We start from the raw sequence: 17,537 nt of genomic DNA, 5'->3' as shown, positions 1-17,537 counted from the left end.
CACCTCCCCCCACCTCCCACCTCCCACCAAGCCGCCCAACAAGCCCAGAACTTGTTAGCCAAATTGCGCATGTTTAAAATCGAAGGTCAGATTGTGCACACCTGCGTGGGACCTGTGGTTTGCACCTTCGAGTTTCGTCCCGGCGCGCATGTCAAGGTGAGTAAGGTGGTGGGTTTGGCTGATGATTTGGCGATGGCTTTATGCGCTAAATCCGTGCGTATCCATGCCCCTATTTTGGGCAAAGATGTGATGGGGATTGAGATCGCGCGCGATCAAGTCGAGATCATCGCGCTTAGAGAAATCCTAGAAAGCCCTAATTTCACCCAAGCCCCCTACCCCCTAGCCCTAGCCTTGGGCAAAGATGTGCGCGGAGAAGTCTTTGTGCACGATCTAAGCGCGTTGCCCCACTTACTCATCGCGGGCACTACAGGGAGCGGAAAGAGTGTGGGCTTGCATGCCATGTTGCTCTCTTTGCTCTATAGAAACACGCCTACGCAAGCGCGCTTGCTCATCATTGATCCCAAACGGGTGGAATTTAGTGCCTATGTAGATATCCCCCACCTCATCACCCCCATTATCACCGATCCCAACCAAGCCATCATCGCGCTCAAAAGCGCGGTGGAGGAGATGGAGCGGCGTTATGTGAGCATGAGTGCCCTGCGGGTGAAGAATTTGCAAAGCTATAACGCCAAAGCCCTAGAGAGTCTACCCTTTTTGGTGGTGGTGATCGATGAATTAGCCGATTTGATGCTCGTGGGGGGCAAGGAGGTGGAAGCCCCCATCATCCGCATCGCCCAAATGGGGCGCGCGTGTGGGATTCACCTCATCATCGCCACCCAACGCCCCAGTGTGGAGGTGTTAACCGGGTTGATTAAAACCAATTTGCCCTCTAAAATTAGCTTTAAGGTGGGCTCTAAATTAGACTCGCGCATTATCCTAGATCAAGAGGGGGCACAAAATCTCTTGGGGAAAGGCGATATGCTCTTTGGGTTTAACAACACCTTGCAACGCCTGCACGCCCCCTATGCTAGCGAAGCAGAGATCGAACGCGTTATGGACTTTTTGCGCACCACTGGACCCGTGCACTACGATTCACGCTTTGTCTCCTTGGAGTAAAGCCCATAAGCTAACTCAAAAAGCACAAATTCTAGCCCTGTAGCTTCTAGGGCTAACTTCGTTTGTAAAGATTTAAATGCGCCTTGAAAATCCGCTTTTTTAGCGTCTAAATACGCCCTAGCGTGCGCGTCATGGGTGTAGAGGGGTTCGCCTACAATGGGGAAGCCTAGCGCGCTTAAATGCAGGCGGATTTGGTGCGTGCGCCCGCTAATGGGAGTGATTTTCAGGCGTGTGCGCTGAGTGTAGGAGCAAAAGTCTAGAATTTCTATAGTGGTCGCGCTAAACTTGCCCTTTGTAGAGATTTGGCAACGAATCCCTAGATCACCTCGAATACTCTTGGGTTCTAAGATGGGCAAGATCACACTAAAATCCCCCTGTGCGTAGGCGCGTATATCCCCCTGCACCCACGCATGGTAGGTTTTTTTTATTTGGCGCGCGCTAAAGAGTGTTCTGAGCGTATTTTCATAACGCTTTTGTGCGCTCACCATCACCAGCCCGCTGGTTTCATAATCTAGGCGGTGGATCAATCTAGCCTCAGGGTTGCGCGCGTGCACGCTTTCATAGAGGCTATGGCTATTGTAATTTTTGGGGTGAGAGTAGAGATTTTTTGGGCTTGTGGTAAATCTCAAAAAAAGGGGTGCTAAAGATGGGCTTTAGGCTGGGGGCATGGAGGGCTTTAAAGTGCAAAAGCGCGACCTGCCCTACAATGCGCTCAGACTTGCGCACACAAACCCCATTAGGATAGCGCAAACGCCCTCGATCCAACACGCTTTGGGCTTGCGCGCGCGAACAAGCTAGGACATGGCTGACAAAAGCCCACGCCTTTATGGGCGCAGGGACATCAAAGACTTCGCGCACAAAGGGCATTATAAACAGGCTTGCACAAAGGCTTTAAAAAGGGGATTGGGGGCGATCAATCTTGAAGTAAATTCGGGGTGGTATTGCACACCCATGAAAAACTTGTAACCCTGCAGAGCTAACCCCTCTATTAGTTGATCTTGGGGGCTGTGTGCCACCACTTCTAGCCCGTGCTCAGCATAGGATTTTAAATAAGCCTTGTTGATGGTGTAGCGGTGGCGGTGGCGCTCTTTAATCTCTAGCGCGCCATAAGCCTTAGCGATCAAAGACCCCTCTTTGAGCGCGATGGGGTGCGTGCCAAGACGCATGCTCGAACCCTTATGGGCGATGTGGGCTTGACTCTCCAGCAGGTGCACCACCGGGTGCACACACTCAGGGGCAAATTCGCTAGAATGCGCGCCTTGCAAACCTAGCACTTCTCTGGCAAATTCTACGACCATGAGTTGTGCCCCCAAACACACACCCAAAAAGGGGATATGGTGCGTGCGCGCGTGCGTGATGGCGTTGATCATCCCCTCGATCCCGCGCTGCCCAAAGCCCCCGGGCACTAAAATACCTTGCAAGTCTTGGAGTTGGTTGGCAATGCGCGCGCGCAAGGACGCGTCTGTTTGCCCCTTTTGTAATTCTAACTCTTCGCTATTGACAAAGACCACTTCTACTTTGAGTTGCGCATGCGCGCCCACACACACCATGCTTTCTAAATAGCTCTTATAGGATTCCACTAAGTGCACATATTTCCCCACAAAGGCAATTTTAACACTGCGCTTGGGTTTGAGGATATGCCCGACTAAATTTTCCCAAATTTGTAATTTTTGGGTGTCTGGGTGCGCTTCTAAATCAAAATGCCTAAAGATAGCTTTTAGCAAGCCCTCTTTGAGGTATTCAGAGGGGCAGGCGTAAATGCTAGGCACATCTCTAGCCTCAATCACATTCTCCTCTGGCACATCGCAACTGCTGGCGATCTTTTTTTTGAGCTCCAAACTCAAGGGCTGGCTACAGCGCGCCAAAATGATATGCGCGCTCACACCCAAACGGCGCAATTCAATGATGGAGTGTTGGGTGGGTTTGCTCTTGAGCTCTTGGCTAGTGGGAATATAGGGCACTAGGCTCACATGCACATTGGCTACCTGCTTGCGCCCCAAAGTGTTTTTAAGCTCTCTAATGGCTTCTAAATACACCATCCCCTCAATGTCCCCCACCGTGCCCCCCACTTCTACGATTAAAAAGTCCTTGCCCTGCCCAAGTCTTAAAATCCGCTCCTTAATCTCCTCTACAATGTGGGGGATCACCTGAATCGTCTTGCCTAAATACTTGCCCTCTCTCTCCTTTTCAATCACACTCAAATAGATTTGCCCGGTGGTGAAATTGTTCTCTTTAGAAAAATCCTTGTTTAAAAAGCGTTCGTAATGCCCGATGTCTAAATCCGTTTCGCTCCCATCTGCGGTTACAAAGACTTCGCCATGCTCAAAGGGGCTCATGGTGCCCGGGTCAATATTGATGTAGGGATCGATTTTGAGAATATCCACCTCAAAATTACAGAGTTTGAGCAAATGGGCTAGGGAGCTAGAAGCCACCCCCTTGCCTAAAGAACTCAGCACCCCGCCGGTGATGAAGATAAACTTAGTCGCCATAGTTGTTCCTTAATGAGGTTGGTTAATACAAAGTGATGACTAGATAGTTATCCTTTTGGGCGATCTTGTAGTCGTAACGCCCATCCAAGGCGATGGCAAAACGATAGAATTTATTATGGGTGCTTAGGGCGACTTGGCTGACATGCCTTTGGTGGATATAGAGGGTTTCGCGCAAGGTGGGTTCTTTTCTATCGATGTCGATCACAATGCGATAGGGGTCTAATAAGACAAAGGAGCGTTGGATTTTGGAGGCGGTGCGTAAGTAAATCTTGTTGTCGCGAATCCAAAATTCGAAGTTGGCGATCTCGTAAGTGCTATGCTCGGGTTGCAACAAGGCTTTGATCTGGCTGAGTTGCAAGGGATAGTGCCAATCGATGCGCTGACCTATGTCTATCTCTTTAGTGTGCATAGACGCGTCTAAATCTTGGTAGGTTAAAGTAATTTTAGTAAGCACCCTAGCCGTGGTGGGCAGGGTGATTTTCAAGGTTCTAAAGTAGTCCACCACCATGTCTTCTAGCATGTTGGTGTTCCCGCGCGCGTTCTTGGAAGGTTCAAAGGGGTTTTCTCTAGCCATCAGCATGCCCAAGAGCACGAACACCACCAGCCCTTTGAACATTTTCATCTAGCGCGCGCTTAAAGTGGGTTCTAACTCTTTGAGTTCAAAGAGCTGTTTTTGGAGTTTGGCGTTCTCGTATTGCAAATTCTGCACACTGGCTTGCAAACTTGCCTGCCTGTCTTTGAGCGCATTGAGCACCTCAAAGGAGCTTTCTCCAAAGAGCAACCCCCCAATATAAAGCCCTAAAGCTACCAGCCCAGCAAACAAGAACAGGACATAACGATACAAAAAAGCCAGTTGCCACAAAGTTAACAACATCATCAACTCTCAACAGGCATGTCTAGCGCGTGGGTTTTATCGCTAAAACAGAGCTTTTCTTTGATTTTGGTTTCGATCTCTAGGGCTAGGGCATGGTTTTCTTTGAGGGTGAGTCTAGAGGTTTCCTTGCCCTGCCCTAATTTGGTGTCTTGGTAGCTAAACCACGCCCCGCTTTTATCCACAATGTCCAATTTTACCCCATAATCAATGATCTCGCCGGCATGGCTAATCCCCTCGCCATAGATCACATCGAACTCGGCTTCCTTAAAGGGAGGAGCGACTTTGTTTTTCACCACCTTCACTTTGACGCGATTCCCAATGGATTGATCGTTTTGTTTGAGTGTGGCGATACGCCGAATATCCAAGCGCACGCTAGCATAGAATTTTAGAGCATTACCCCCCGTAGTGGTTTCTGGGCTCCCATAGCCCATCATGCCAATTTTCATGCGGATTTGGTTGATAAACACTAGAGTCGTGTTCATCTTGTGCAACACGCCTGTAATCTTGCGCAGGGCTTGGCTCATCAAGCGGGCTTGCAAGCCCACATGCTGGTCCCCCATATCCCCCTCAATTTCAGCGCGTGGGGTGAGCGCGGCGACAGAATCTACAGCAATCACATCTACCGCTCCGCTCCGCGCCAAAGTTTCTAAAATCTCTAGGGCTTCTTCGCCGGTGTCAGGTTGTGAGATCAATAAATTGTCCACATCCACACCCAATTTCTTAGCGTATTGCACATCTAGGGCATGTTCGGCATCAATAAAGGCGCATGTACCCCCTTCTTTTTGGGCTTGGGCGATGATGTGCAAAGTCAAGGTGGTTTTCCCACTGGATTCTGGACCATAGACCTCCACAATGCGCCCTCTGGGCACGCCTCCAATGCCTAGCGCGATGTCTAGCCCTAGCGATCCAGTAGAAATCGCCTCAATGGGTTCGATCTCCTTGTCTCCCCAGCGCATTAACGCCCCCTTCCCAAAAACTTTATCAATCTGCTTGATCGCCAAATCCAACGCTTTTTGCTTTTGTTCGTCCATGCAAATCCTTTAAAAGCGCGATCTTAACAAAAGAAAGACTAAATTCAACTTAGGGGAGCTTTAAACAAAGGTTTAACTCAAAGCTGGTAGAATGAGGGCAGTTTTTTGTGTTTTTGGAAGAGAAATGCCAAGAGTGTTAGCCTTGCTGTGTGCGTTATTGTTACTAGGGTGTTTACAGCCCATGAAAGACCCCGATGCCGAAAAAGTGGATTCGCAGGTGCAGTGCGGTTTTGGATCGAGCGGTTGTTAGATAAAGGATAGGATTGGAGCAGATTATTGGTGTCAAAAAAGAGGGGGTGGTTTATGATGTGCAAAGCGCGCAGGAGTTAGGGTTTTTACAAGAGGGACAACCGGTAGCAGGCGCGCAAGCGATTTTATTTGGGGATAATCCGGAGGCTTTAGAAATTTTGCGCCACTCTTGCGCCCATTTGATGGCTCAAGCCATCGCGCAACTCTACCCGGGCGCGCAATTTTTTGTCGGTCCTGTGGTAGAGGAGGGGTTTTATTACGATTTTAAAACCCAAGCTAGGGTTGTTGAAGAGGATTTAGCGCGCATTGAAGCTACGATGTTAGAGATCGCCAAGCGCGCTTACCCTATCACTAAGAGGTATTATGAACGCCAAGAAGCCCAGCAACGCTTTAAGGGCGACTCTCTTAAACAAGCCGTGATGGCAAATATCCCTGATGACAGACTGAGTATTTATACACAAGGGGAGTTTGAGGACTTGTGTCGGGGTCCCCATTTGCCCAATACAAAGTTTTTACAGCATTTCAAACTCACTAAGCTTGCCGGGGCATATTTGGGAGGGGATTCTAGCCAAGAGATGTTACAGCGCATTTATGGGATCGCCTTTGCCACTAAGCAGAGTTTAAAGGATTATCTAATCCAGCTAGAGGAAGCCAAAAAGCGCGATCATCGCAAATTAGGGCAGGAATTAGGGCTTTTTAGATTTGATGAAGAAGTGGGGGCGGGCTTGCCTATTTGGCTACCCAATGGCATGCGTTTGCGCAAACGCATTGAGGATTTATTGAGCGCGGCATTATTGCGTAGCGGGTATGAACCCGTGCGCGGTCCTGAAATTCTTAAAAGCAGTTTGTGGAAGATCAGCGGGCATTATGACAATTACAAAGAAAACATGTATTTTACCACCATTGATGAGGTGGAGTATGGCATTAAACCCATGAATTGCGTGGGGCATATTAAGGTCTATCAACACGCCCTGCGCTCTTATCGCGATTTACCTCTGCGTTTTTATGAATACGGCGTGGTGCATAGACATGAGCAAAGCGGGGTTTTGCATGGCTTGTTGCGCGTGCGCGAATTTACCCAAGATGACGCGCATATTTTTTGCCGTTTTGATCAGATCAAAGCAGAGGTGCAAGCGATTTTAGCTTTCACGCAAAGGGTGATGGGGGCTTTTGGTTTTGCATATGAAATGGAGCTCTCCACCAAGCCAGAAAAATACATCGGTAGCGATGCAGTGTGGGAGCAAGCCACTAATGCGCTACAAGAAGCCCTGCAAGAGCAGGGCGTGCCCTTTGAGATTGATGAGGGCGGGGGGGCGTTTTATGGACCTAAAATCGACATTAAGATTACAGACGCGATTAGGCGTAAATGGCAATGTGGCACTGTGCAGGTGGATATGAATTTGCCCGCGCGTTTTAATCTGAGTTATGCGAGCGAACAAGACAGCCCGCAAATGCCTGTGATGATTCACCGCGCCATTTTGGGCTCTTTTGAGCGTTTTATTGCCGTGCTCACTGAACACTACAGCGGGAATTTCCCCTTTTTCATCGCGCCCGTGCAGGTCGCGCTTGTGCCCATTTCTGCGGATCAACATGATTATGCACAAAACATCTATGAGCAATTACGCCATGCAGGTATTTTTGCAGAGGTAGCAAATAAAAATGAGAGTTTGGCAAAGCGTATCCGCACCCTAGAGAAACAAAAAGTGCCCTTGATCGCGGTCTTAGGGGCTAAAGAAGCCCAAGAGGACAGCCTAGCCATTCGCGATCGCGCTTTGGGGCAACAATACACTATGAACAGCAAGGAGTTTATTCACATGTGTCAAGAGAAAATGCAAGAGGTTAGTTTTTGAGTAAGGATGTCTTGTTAAACGATGCGATCTCTTTTAGAGAAGTGCGTTGTGTGGGCGATGGAGGCGAACAATTTGGTATTATCAGCACGGCAGAGGCGTTAAAAATCGCGCGCAATCAGGGCTTAGATTTGGTGCTCATTAGCGCGAATGCTAAGCCCCCCGTGTGTAAGGTGATGGACTATGGCAAATACTGCTACCAAGCCGAAAAGAAGCTCAAAGAAGCCAAAAAGAAACAAAAGCAAATTGAGATCAAAGAGATCAAGCTCTCCACCCAGATCGCCCAGAACGACATCAATTACAAGGTCAAACATGCCAGAGAGTTTATAGAAGAGGGCAAGCATGTCAAATTCAAAGTGGTTTTACGCGGGCGTGAGAGTCATGACCCTAAGGCGGGTTTAGATGTCTTGCAACGCATCCATGCGATGATGAGCGATATTGCGGACGCGCAAAAAGAGCCCAAGACAGAGGGGCGTTTTGTGATGTGGCTCTTTGTGCCTCAGAAAAAGTAAATTTAACAGAAAGGAGAGAGCATGCCTAAGATGAAAACCAACCGCGGGGCGGCTAAACGCTTTAAGGTGAAAAAAAGCTTGATCAAGCGTGGGAGTGCTTTTAAAAGCCATATTTTGACCAAGAAAAGCCCCCGCAGAAAAGCCAATCTCAATAGCCCGCACTATGTGCACCCTACTAATCTGCACTCTGTGGCGAGCATGTTGTGTAAGGCGTAGTAAATCCCCCTTGCGTGCCTTTTGCACAAACAGGGAAAGTTTGATTTCAATCACACCTACAAGGTAAAGGAAACATAATGAGAGTAAAAACCGGAGTGGTGCGTCGTCGCCGCCATAAAAAAGTCTTAAAATTAGCGCGCGGATTTTATAGCGGTAGGCATAAGCATTTTAGAAAGGCTAAAGAGCAATTAGAACGCAGCTTGTGCTATGCCTTTAGGGATCGCAAGCAAAAAAAGCGCGACTTTAGAAGTCTTTGGATCGTGCGTATCAATGCGGCATGCCATCTGCACAACACCAGTTATTCTAGGTTTATGCACGCTTTAAAGAGCGCAAATATCGAGCTCGATCGCAAGGTCTTAGCCGACATGGCGATGACAGACGCAAGTGCCTTTAGCGCGTTGGTAGAACAAGTTAAGCCCCACCTTTAACACAAAGGCGCGCCTAGCGCGCGCTAAATATCTTTAGCAATTTTGCTTTTGTCTGCTCTAGTCCTGAGAGTATCTGTATGGCGGTAAGGTTTTAAGATAAGGCTAAATTTTGTCGATCGTCTGAGGTGAAACCAATGTTACAGATATGGATTGTAAGGGGGGAGGGGGGAGTTAGGTGCTCTTTAGTGCGTTGCAGGCATGTTGATAAGGAATGGATTGCCACCAAGATGGGGACATTAGGGCGTGCAAAAGAACTCCTTGCAGGATTTTAGGGTGCTTGAACTCTATCAAAACGCCCTTTGAAGTTACTTTAATGGGGGCCAAAGGGGATTGCGCGTTGATTAACCCTAGTGTTGTAGGTTATGGTTATATGTGGAGGTTTTGGTATGGATTTAGCGCATCTGTATTTTAACCGAGAACTCTCATGGCTACAATTTAACACGCGGGTTTTAGATCAGGTTTGCGACACTAAGTTACCCCTTTTAGAGCGCTTGAAGTTCTTAGCCATTTATGGCACAAATTTGGACGAGTTTTATATGATTCGTGTGGCTGGGCTCAAGCATTTGAGCGAGGAAGGGGGGCTTAAGGTGGGGGTAGATCAAATAAGCCATGACAAACAACTCAGGCAAATCCGCCACTATCTGCGCGCTGAACAGCGCATTGTGCAAGAACAATTTTTAGAGCTTAAGGCGGGCTTGGATGCAGTGGGGTTGTCCCTAGTAGATGGCGTGCAAGAGCTTTGCCAAAAGCATCAAGATAAATTGCAAGATTATTTTGAAAGCACGCTCTACCCCTTGGTCGTGCCCATTGTGCTCGACCCAGTGCGCCCCTTCCCTTTTTTGAGTAATTTGAGTTTTGGGCTGGTGTTGGGCTTAAAACGCCACAAGCACACGCACACGACTTATGGGATCATCAAAATCCCTGCGGTGGTGCAACGCTTTGTGGAGGTAGATAAGGGGGTGTTTGTGCCTGTAGAAGAGGTGGTGCGCGAATTTGCGCCCCTGCTCTTTGAAAAGCACGATGTGCTAGCGAGCATGGTTTTTAGGGTTACCTGTGATGCGGACATGGAGATTATTGAGGATGAGGGGCATGATTTAGCCGCACTCATTAGCGAGGGCTTGCGCACGCGCAACCGGGGCGATGTGGTGCGCTTGGAGGTGAGCGGGGCGCATGAGGATCTGCTAGATTTCATCCAGCACAAGATGCCCGGGGTGGATGTCTATAAGAGCCACATCTTATTAAACTTAGGCTCTTTGTGGGAGTTAGTCAACGCTAAAGGGTATGCCACGCTCAAAGCCCCTATTTTTCACCCCAAAGTGCTCCCCCCTTTGAGCGATTTAGAACACCATACCGGTATGTTTGACTTGCTAGACAAACAAGATATTTTTCTTTTCCACCCCTATGAAAGCTTTGATCCGGTGGTGCAATTTATCCAAGATGCGGCTAAAGACCCCTGTGTCTTAGCTATCAGGATGACTCTTTATCGCGTGGGGAAGCAATCCCCCCTTGTTAAAGCCTTGACAGAAGTTGCGCCCCATAAACAGGTGAGTGTGCTCGTGGAGCTCAAGGCGCGCTTTGATGAAGAGAATAATTTGCACTGGGCTAGAGCCTTAGAAGACGCGGGCGCGCATGTCATCTATGGCGTGCCTAAGCTCAAGGTGCATGCCAAACTTGCCCTTGTGGTGCGCAAAGTGGGCGATCAGATTAAAGAGTATGTGCATTTGAGCACGGGCAATTACAATATCCAATCGGCTAAAGTCTATACGGATATTAGTTTGCTCACCTCCAATAGACAGGTTGCTTATGATGTGTTAAAGCTCTTCCATTCACTCAGCACGGGGGTGGCAGGCAAAACCTACCTTAAAACGCTCTTTATGGCACCCAAGCAAATCCGCGCTCAAATGCACGCTTTGATTCAAAATGAAATGCGCTTTAAAGAAAGAGGGCGCATTATTTTAAAAGCTAACGCTCTTGTGGATCCGGACATTATCCAAGATTTATACGAGGCTTCGAGTGCAGGGGTGCAAATCGATCTGATTATTCGGGGCATTTGTTGCTTGCGTCCCCAAGTGGAGGGCTTGAGTGAGAATATCCGTGTTTTCTCTATTGTGGGGAAATATTTAGAACACGCGCGCATTTACTACTTCGCTCACGATCCTGCCAAACTCTATTTTTCTAGCGCGGACATGATGACGCGCAATTTAGACAAACGCGTAGAATTGCTCATCCCCGCTCCCTCTAAGAGTATCCAACGCAAGTTATTCCACATTCTGCACACCCAGCTCAAGGACAATGCCCAGTCTTATACGCTTAAACCCGATGGCACTTACACTAAAGTGCCCTGTGAGGGGGCGTGTTTTGACGCGCAAGCCTTTTTTGAACAAGAAGTAGAAAGAGCGCATGGTTAAATTTTATCCTCTAGCAAAAAAACTTCTGTTCCAATTAGAGCCTGAGAGCGCGCACGCCCTAGCTGAGCAAGCTCTGAAGGTTTTGAGGTGGTGGCTACCACCCCCCTACCAGCACCCCATGTTGAAAAATACGATTTTGGGCATGGAGATGCCCAATCCCCTCTGTCTAGCCGCCGGGTTTGATAAAAATGCCACCATGTTAGTCGGGTTGAATCAACTAGGCTTTGGGGGGGTGGAGGTGGGCACAGCCACGCCTAAACCCCAATATGGCAACCCCAAACCGCGTTTGTTTAGATTCCTTAAGCAAGAGAGTTTGCAAAACGCGATGGGTTTTAATAATAAAGGCATTGCGCGCTTGGTGGATCGCTTGGAGCGTGTGCGTCCGCTTGCATGTGTGGTGGGGGTCAATGTAGGCAAGAATAAAGACACCCCCCTAGAGCACGCGCTTAAAGATTACCAACAAGCCCTGCAAGCTAGCTTGGGTGTGGGGAATTACTATGTCTTTAACCTCTCCTCACCCAACACCCCCAATCTTAGAGATTTGCAAAATAATGCCTTTGTGGGTGAACTCTTTTCTATGGCGCGCGATCTCACACACAAACCCCTCTTTTTAAAAGTTGCCCCCGATCTGCCCAGCGATGCGCTTTTAAAAGTGTGCGCGAGCGCGCTAGATTATGGCGCGCATGGCATTATCGCCACCAACACCACGATGGATTATAGCCTCCTGCCCGGAGCCAAGCCATTTGGGGGAATCAGCGGGCAGGTCTTAAAAACTAAGAGTAGGGAAGTCTTTAGGCATATCGCCCAAGCGTTTTTTAAAAAGGCGATCTTGGTGTCTGTGGGAGGGATTGGTAGCGCGCAAGAAGCCTATGAGCGCATTAAGATGGGGGCGCATTTTGTGCAGATTTTTACAAGTTTCATCTATCAAGGTCCGCTGATCTGTAGACAAATCAACCAAGATATAGTAAAATTGTTGCAAAGAGATTCTTTGAGCTCTATTCGAGATGCCATTGGGATTGGGTGATGATGGGATTGACATTTTTAACACGGGTTTTATGGTTTTTCATCTTGAGTTTGCTAGGAGTTGCCATGCTAGATGCCACAGACAAACAGGGGTGTTCCTCTTGCGTGCCCTTGCCCAAGTATTACAGCACCACTTTAGACAATGGTCTGCAGGTGGTCGCCGTGCCTTTGGAGAACAAAAGCGGGGTCATTGAGGTAGATGTGCTTTACAAAGTGGGTTCGCGCAATGAGATGATGGGTAAGAGTGGGATCGCCCACATGCTCGAGCACATGAATTTTAAAAGCACCAAGCATTTAAAAGAGGGCGAGTTTGACGCGATTGTGAAGGGTTTTGGGGGCGTGAGTAACGCTTCTACTAGCTTTGATTACACCCGCTACTACATCAAGGCTAGTAACACCCATTTGGACAAGTCTTTAGAGCTTTTTGCCGAGATGATGGGGTCTTTACAGCTCAAAGAAGACGAGTTTATGTCTGAACGCCAAGTGGTGGCTGAAGAGCGTTTATGGCGCACGGATAATTCCCCTTTGGGCTATCTCTACTTCCGCTTTTTTAACACCGCCTTTGTCTACCACCCCTACCACTGGACTCCCATCGGTTTTATGGAGGACATCAAGAACTGGAAACTCAAGGATATTAGAGATTTCCATTCGCTTTACTACCAACCCAAGAACGCGATCGTGCTTGTGGTGGGGGATTTAGATCCCAAACAGGTGTTTGAACAGGCTAAAAAGTATTTTGGAGGCATTAAAAACACCACCGCCCAACCCATCCCGGGCGTGTATATGCAAGAACCCTTGCAAAATGGGTTGCGCCAAACCACCATCCATAAAAAAGACCTATCTTTAGAGTGGCTAGCCATTGGCTACAAAGTGCCCCCTTTCTTGCACAAAGATCAAGTTGCGCTCAACGCCCTAGCCAAGTTGCTCACGCAAGGAGATAGCAGTCTGCTCAAAAAAGATTTAGTGGATCAAAAACGCCTAGCCTCTCAGGTGTTCGCGCAAAATATGGAACTCAAGGACGCTAGCGTGTTTTTATTCATTGCGGGGGCTAACCAAAATGTGGAAGCCCTCAAACTCAAACAAGAGATTTTAAACATCCTAGATCAGATCAAACATGGGGGGATCACCCAACAACAGCTAGACAAAGTCAAGGTGAATCACCGCGCAGATTTCATTGCTAGCTTGGAGGATTCCTCAGATGTCGCAGAGATTTTTGCCGAATACCTCACACAAGGGGATATTAAAGACATTGCAGAGTATCAAGCCCAGTTTGATGCTCTAGAAGTCAAGGACATCGTGCGCGTGGCTAATGAATACTTCCGCGATGAAGTCTATAGCAGTGTTGTGCTAAAGCCCTAAGAGTTAAACCATGCATGCACTAAGTGCGTTGATCACCCCTTTTAAAGCGGATTTGCAAGTAGATGAATCCGCCTATATTGCCCTTATTGAACGCCAAATTAGACATGGCATGGACGCGTGCGTGCCTGTGGGCACAACTGGTGAATCAGCGACCCTCACCCATCAAGAACACATGCGTTGCATTGAGATCGCCATTGAGGTGTGCAAACCCAAGGGGGTTAAGGTTTTAGCCGGTGTGGGGAGCAACGCCACGAGCGAGTCGATCATGCTGGCTACCTTTGCCCAAAAGGCAGGCGCAGATGGAATCTTGTGCGTGAGCCCCTATTACAACCGCCCCACCCAACAGGGGCTTTACCAACATTACAAGAGCATCGCCCAATCTGTAGAGATCCCTTTGATCCTCTATGATGTGCCCGGGCGCACCGGAGTGCAGATCGCCACCCAAACCGCGGCTAGACTTTTCAAAGAAGTCAAAAATGTCGCAGGGATTAAAGAAGCCTCGGGGATGATGCAAAGATTGCCCGATTTAGATCGCTTCGCTGAGGGGATTTTAATTTACAGCGGTGAGGACAAACTCAACCATGCCATCATGGCTTGCGGGGGGGTGGGGGTGATCTCTGTTACGGGGAATTTGCTCCCCAATAAGATTTCTGCTCTAGTGCAAAGCGCGCTACAGGGGGATTTAGCCAGCGCGCGCGCGATCCAAACGGAACTTTATGACATTAATACGGCTTTATTTTGCGAGACTAACCCTATCCCTATCAAGGCGGCGATGCACATAGCCGGTCTTTTGCCCCATTTGGCTTATCGACTTCCCTTAGTGCCCCCTAGCTTAGAGAATCTGCGCTATTTAGAAACCATCTTAGAGAAATATGAGGTACCGGTATGACTACAGCAGAAATGCAAATGCGGGGTAAAACTTTAGTGGTGAGCGGGGCGACCCGGGGGATTGGCAAGGCGATTGCTTATAGATTTGCCCAAAATGGGGTGAATGTGGCGTTCACTTACCACAAAAACGAGGAGGAGGCGCACAAGATCGCTCAAGAAATGCAAGAGCTCTATCAAATTAAGGCGCGCGCTTATCATTTAGATGTGCTAGAACCTGAGCAGTATGTAGAACTCTTCAAACAGATCGATGCGGATTTTGAGCGCGTGGATTGTTTTGTCTCCAATGCGATCATCTATGGGCGCTCTGTGGTGGGCGGATTTGCTCCTTTTATGCGCCTCAAGCCTAAGGGATTAAATAATATCTACACGGCTACGGTGCTAGCCTTTGTGGTGGGCGCACAAGAGGCGGCTAAACGCATGAAAATGGTTGGCGGAGGCGCAATCGTTTCTTTGAGTTCTACGGGCAATTTGGTTTACATGCCCAATTATGCCGGGCATGGCAATTCTAAAAATGCGGTAGAAACCATGGTCAAATACGCCGCAATGGACTTAGGAGAATTTGGGATTCGCGTGAATGCGGTGAGCGGGGGACCCATTGACACGGACGCGCTCAAAGCCTTCCCTGATTATGCAGAAATTAAGCAAAAAGTAGAAGAACAATCCCCCTTAAAGCGCATGGGCAACCCTACAGATTTGGCTGGTGCGGTGTATTTTTTATGCGATCCTGCCCAGAGCGCGTGGCTGACTGGGCAAACAATTGTTGTAGATGGTGGCACAACCTTTAAATAAGGGTTGATCCTTGTATGACCATTTTTATTGAAAATAGCCCCGAGTTACAGAGTGCTAGGAGGTATATCCTTGGTGCGATGTCGCTGGGATTTGTGCTTTGGCTAGTTATTTTTTTTGGCATGTTCTCTTGGGTATCAACCTACAAAGGGTTTGTCGTGTCTTTGAAGAATTCGCCTTGGTTAGGATTTTATCTTTTTTTATTGCTCACGATGTTTGTAGCCCAAGTGGTGGGTTATTACAAACTAGCAAAGGTAAGTCGTAATCTTTTGCTTTTTAGATGTGTCGCTTTCCCCTACATTGCTGATGCGCTTTTATCCTTATGCGGACTATTGGTGTTTAAAAACCCTGCGGACATGTTACAGCTCAAGTTTTTAACCCTTGCTCTTTATGCCTACTACAATTATCGCCTATTTATGGAGCTCACACGCGTAACCCAAGACCCCTTATTTAAGTATGGGATGCTGGTTATAGGGCTGTGTTTTGTGTTTATTCTCTTTATGGTGCTAATTTTGGGGAGTGTGTCCCTGTATAGGTTTGTCATTTTTGGAGTGTGGGTGCTGTGGTGGATGGGGGTGCTGGTAGGCTGGAGCATGATTGTGTTAGGTTTTGTGCGATTCAAACAAATTAGCTACCCCTAGGGGCATTTGTGCTAACCAAGTGCATCCGCAACATCCCTAATATTTTGACAATCCTGCGTATCTTTCTGGCGATCTTCTTGCTTTTTTTCATCTTGCATGGAGAGTATTTATTCAAACTCCCCAAATCTCACACTGATTACACCGAAGCCTTGATCTTTTTGGGTGCAGCGCTTACGGATTTTTTAGACGGCTATATCGCTAGAAACTACCATTTGAAAACCTTGTTTGGCGAAATTTTTGATCCCTTGGCTGATAAAATTCTCATCTTAGCTGCCTTTTTAGGCTTGCTCTATTTGAATCGTATCAACCCGTGGATCCCCTTTGTGATCTTGGGGCGGGAGTTTTTTATTGCGGGTTTGCGAATCTCGGTTTCTAATATGGGCAAGAGCATCGCAGTGAGTCGCTTGGGCAAGTATAAAACCTTCTTGCAAATCATGGCTATTAGCTCTCTTTTAGCCGATCTGCACTTAGGCAGTGTAGTGATAGGGCATTATTTAGTCGCCCTCGCGCTCTTTGCTACTTTGTATTCGGGCATGGATTATGTGTTCAAATACTACCGCCTCGTGCGCGCTCTAGGGGTCTAATGGGCTGGCTTGCCTCTATCATAGCTTTGGGCTTTTTGATCTTCTTTCACGAATTGGGGCATTTTTTAGCAGCGCGCGCATGTGGGGTGGGGGTAGAGGTTTTTAGCATTGGCTTTGGGCGCAAGCTTTGGGCTAAACGCTTAGGCAACACCCAATACGCCCTCTCTGTCATCCCACTAGGGGGCTATGTCAAACTCCAAGAAAATCCTATAGAAAGCCCAAAGAGTTATCCTAACCAACCCCTTTACAAAAAACTCATCATCTTAAGCATGGGTCCCCTCTTTAATCTCTTGCTTGCCTTTGGGATTTATCTAGGGGTGGGCTTAGTGGGGCACACCAGTTTGGCCCCCGTAGTGGGCGCGCTCACCCCTGATATGCCTGCCATCAAAAGCGGGATCAAAGTAGGCGATCGCATTGTGGCAGTAAATCACACAGCTATTAGAGATTGGCAAGAGCTTTTTGAGGCGATCCAGCGCGCACAAGGAGCGATCACCCTGCAAATTAAGCGCGATCATCTCTTAAATATCACCCTTACACCCGCCTTGAAAACTACCCAAAATGCTTTTAAAGAGAAAGTGCACACTAAGCTCATAGGCATCGCCCCGGCTAAAGAACAAGTGTGGGTGCGCTATGGCTTTTTGCAATCCACCCAGCGTGCGCTTAGCCAGCTTGTGAGCATGTGCGTGCTGATTGTTAAGGGGATTGAAAAGCTCTTTATAGGTGTGGTGAGCGTGTCTGAAATTAGCTCGGTGGTGGGGATTGTGGATTTTATGGCACACCAGCAAAATCTAGCCTTGCTCTTGAGTGTCGCCTTTATCTCTATCAATCTAGGGGTGTTAAATCTCCTACCTATCCCAGTTTTAGATGGGGGGCAGATGGTGATCACACTCTATGAAAGCTTGACAAAGCGTAAACTCAAAGGCGAGCATCTAGAAAAGCTCAATCTCTTAGGGCTAGCTTTACTCATCGCCTTGATGGCTCTAGGCTTGTTTAACGATGTGCGCCGTTTGGCAGGCTAATGCCGTGTTAAATCCGCACACACAGCGCGTTTAGTGCGCCTTTGAAGTCTGCTTTAAGCCTAGCGTT

At 48.1% G+C, this 17,537-nt stretch carries 20 protein-coding genes; 14 read left to right on the top strand and 6 right to left on the bottom strand.

Annotation, left to right across the window (positions count from 1 at the left end):
* Positions 1-1,116: DNA translocase FtsK (locus EAO37_RS06560; RefSeq protein WP_162982985.1), on the top strand; the 1,116-nt coding region annotated here is incomplete at its 5' end.
* Here the strand turns inward: EAO37_RS06560 and EAO37_RS06555 are convergent.
* From EAO37_RS06555 to recA, 6 genes are read right to left on the bottom strand one after another with little or no spacing between them, the layout of a single operon-like run.
* Complete coding sequence (locus tag EAO37_RS06555; RefSeq protein ID WP_240451759.1) at positions 1,086-1,745, bottom strand: RNA pseudouridine synthase; 660 nt, start codon at positions 1,743-1,745, stop codon at positions 1,086-1,088. The genes EAO37_RS06560 and EAO37_RS06555 overlap by 31 nt on opposite strands.
* The gene (locus EAO37_RS09660) at positions 1,690-1,983 is read right to left on the bottom strand and encodes a hypothetical protein (protein WP_240451758.1); all 294 of its coding nucleotides are present in this window, start codon (positions 1,981-1,983) and stop codon (positions 1,690-1,692) included. Before EAO37_RS09660 ends, EAO37_RS06555 begins: the two co-directional genes overlap by 56 nt.
* A complete protein-coding gene (locus EAO37_RS06550) occupies positions 1,983-3,605 on the bottom strand; it encodes a CTP synthase (protein ID WP_120952562.1) in 1,623 nt (540 codons plus the stop codon). Before EAO37_RS06550 ends, EAO37_RS09660 begins: the two co-directional genes overlap by 1 nt.
* Positions 3,606-3,627: 22 nt before the next feature.
* The gene (locus EAO37_RS06545) at positions 3,628-4,227 is read right to left on the bottom strand and encodes an AMIN domain-containing protein (protein WP_235853135.1); all 600 of its coding nucleotides are present in this window, start codon (positions 4,225-4,227) and stop codon (positions 3,628-3,630) included.
* Complete coding sequence (locus EAO37_RS06540) at positions 4,228-4,479, bottom strand: hypothetical protein (RefSeq protein WP_120946162.1); 252 nt, start codon at positions 4,477-4,479, stop codon at positions 4,228-4,230.
* A gap of 2 nt (positions 4,480-4,481) precedes the next feature.
* Positions 4,482-5,516 (bottom strand): recombinase RecA, encoded by a 1,035-nt coding sequence (recA, locus tag EAO37_RS06535; RefSeq protein ID WP_120946161.1) that lies wholly within the window; start codon positions 5,514-5,516, stop codon positions 4,482-4,484.
* A 118-nt stretch (positions 5,517-5,634) separates the two neighbouring features.
* Between recA and EAO37_RS09825 the strand changes: the two genes are divergently transcribed.
* The 13 genes from EAO37_RS09825 (at position 5,635) to rseP (ending at position 17,470) form a co-directional block, all read left to right on the top strand.
* Positions 5,635-5,760 (top strand): hypothetical protein, encoded by a 126-nt coding sequence (locus EAO37_RS09825; protein WP_268877479.1) that lies wholly within the window; start codon positions 5,635-5,637, stop codon positions 5,758-5,760.
* Positions 5,761-5,773: 13 nt separating this feature from the next.
* A complete protein-coding gene (gene thrS / locus EAO37_RS06530; protein ID WP_120952559.1) occupies positions 5,774-7,609 on the top strand; it encodes a threonine--tRNA ligase in 1,836 nt (611 codons plus the stop codon).
* A gap of 11 nt (positions 7,610-7,620) precedes the next feature.
* Positions 7,621-8,118, top strand: a complete 498-nt coding sequence (infC, locus tag EAO37_RS06525; RefSeq protein WP_205589759.1) for a translation initiation factor IF-3 — start codon at positions 7,621-7,623, stop codon at positions 8,116-8,118.
* A gap of 21 nt (positions 8,119-8,139) precedes the next feature.
* A complete protein-coding gene (gene rpmI, locus EAO37_RS06520) occupies positions 8,140-8,334 on the top strand; it encodes a 50S ribosomal protein L35 (protein ID WP_120946158.1) in 195 nt (64 codons plus the stop codon).
* A 77-nt stretch (positions 8,335-8,411) separates the two neighbouring features.
* The gene (gene rplT, locus EAO37_RS06515) at positions 8,412-8,762 is read left to right on the top strand and encodes a 50S ribosomal protein L20 (RefSeq protein WP_120952553.1); all 351 of its coding nucleotides are present in this window, start codon (positions 8,412-8,414) and stop codon (positions 8,760-8,762) included.
* Between the two features lie 386 nt (positions 8,763-9,148).
* Complete coding sequence (ppk1, locus tag EAO37_RS06510; protein WP_120952550.1) at positions 9,149-11,170, top strand: polyphosphate kinase 1; 2,022 nt, start codon at positions 9,149-9,151, stop codon at positions 11,168-11,170.
* Positions 11,163-12,194, top strand: coding sequence for a dihydroorotate dehydrogenase (quinone) (gene pyrD / locus EAO37_RS06505; protein ID WP_120952547.1), 1,032 nt, complete (start codon positions 11,163-11,165; stop codon positions 12,192-12,194). Before ppk1 ends, pyrD begins: the two co-directional genes overlap by 8 nt.
* Positions 12,195-12,259: 65 nt before the next feature.
* Positions 12,260-13,552 carry a pitrilysin family protein gene (locus EAO37_RS06500; protein WP_205589758.1) on the top strand — a complete coding sequence of 431 codons (1,293 nt, stop codon included), beginning with the start codon at positions 12,260-12,262 and terminating at the stop codon, positions 13,550-13,552.
* Positions 13,553-13,562: 10 nt separating this feature from the next.
* The gene (gene dapA / locus EAO37_RS06495) at positions 13,563-14,441 is read left to right on the top strand and encodes a 4-hydroxy-tetrahydrodipicolinate synthase (RefSeq protein ID WP_120952541.1); all 879 of its coding nucleotides are present in this window, start codon (positions 13,563-13,565) and stop codon (positions 14,439-14,441) included.
* A gap of 17 nt (positions 14,442-14,458) precedes the next feature.
* On the top strand, positions 14,459-15,229 hold the full coding sequence (locus tag EAO37_RS06490; protein ID WP_162982986.1) for an enoyl-ACP reductase: 771 nt from the start codon (positions 14,459-14,461) through the stop codon (positions 15,227-15,229).
* 155 nt (positions 15,230-15,384) lie between these two features.
* Entirely contained in the window at positions 15,385-15,867 is a 483-nt protein-coding gene (locus EAO37_RS06485) for a hypothetical protein (RefSeq protein ID WP_240451757.1), read from the top strand.
* A gap of 8 nt (positions 15,868-15,875) precedes the next feature.
* A complete protein-coding gene (pgsA, locus tag EAO37_RS06480) occupies positions 15,876-16,451 on the top strand; it encodes a CDP-diacylglycerol--glycerol-3-phosphate 3-phosphatidyltransferase (RefSeq protein WP_120946152.1) in 576 nt (191 codons plus the stop codon).
* Complete coding sequence (rseP, locus tag EAO37_RS06475) at positions 16,451-17,470, top strand: RIP metalloprotease RseP (RefSeq protein WP_120952532.1); 1,020 nt, start codon at positions 16,451-16,453, stop codon at positions 17,468-17,470. The genes pgsA and rseP overlap by 1 nt, the downstream gene beginning before the upstream one ends.
* Positions 17,471-17,537 lie beyond the last annotated feature (67 nt).

Source organism: Helicobacter sp. L8, assembly GCF_003660355.1.
GTDB lineage: Bacteria > Campylobacterota > Campylobacteria > Campylobacterales > Helicobacteraceae > Helicobacter > Helicobacter labacensis.
Note: the sequence above shows the minus strand (reverse complement) of the source record. Positions and strands in the feature narration are given on the sequence as shown.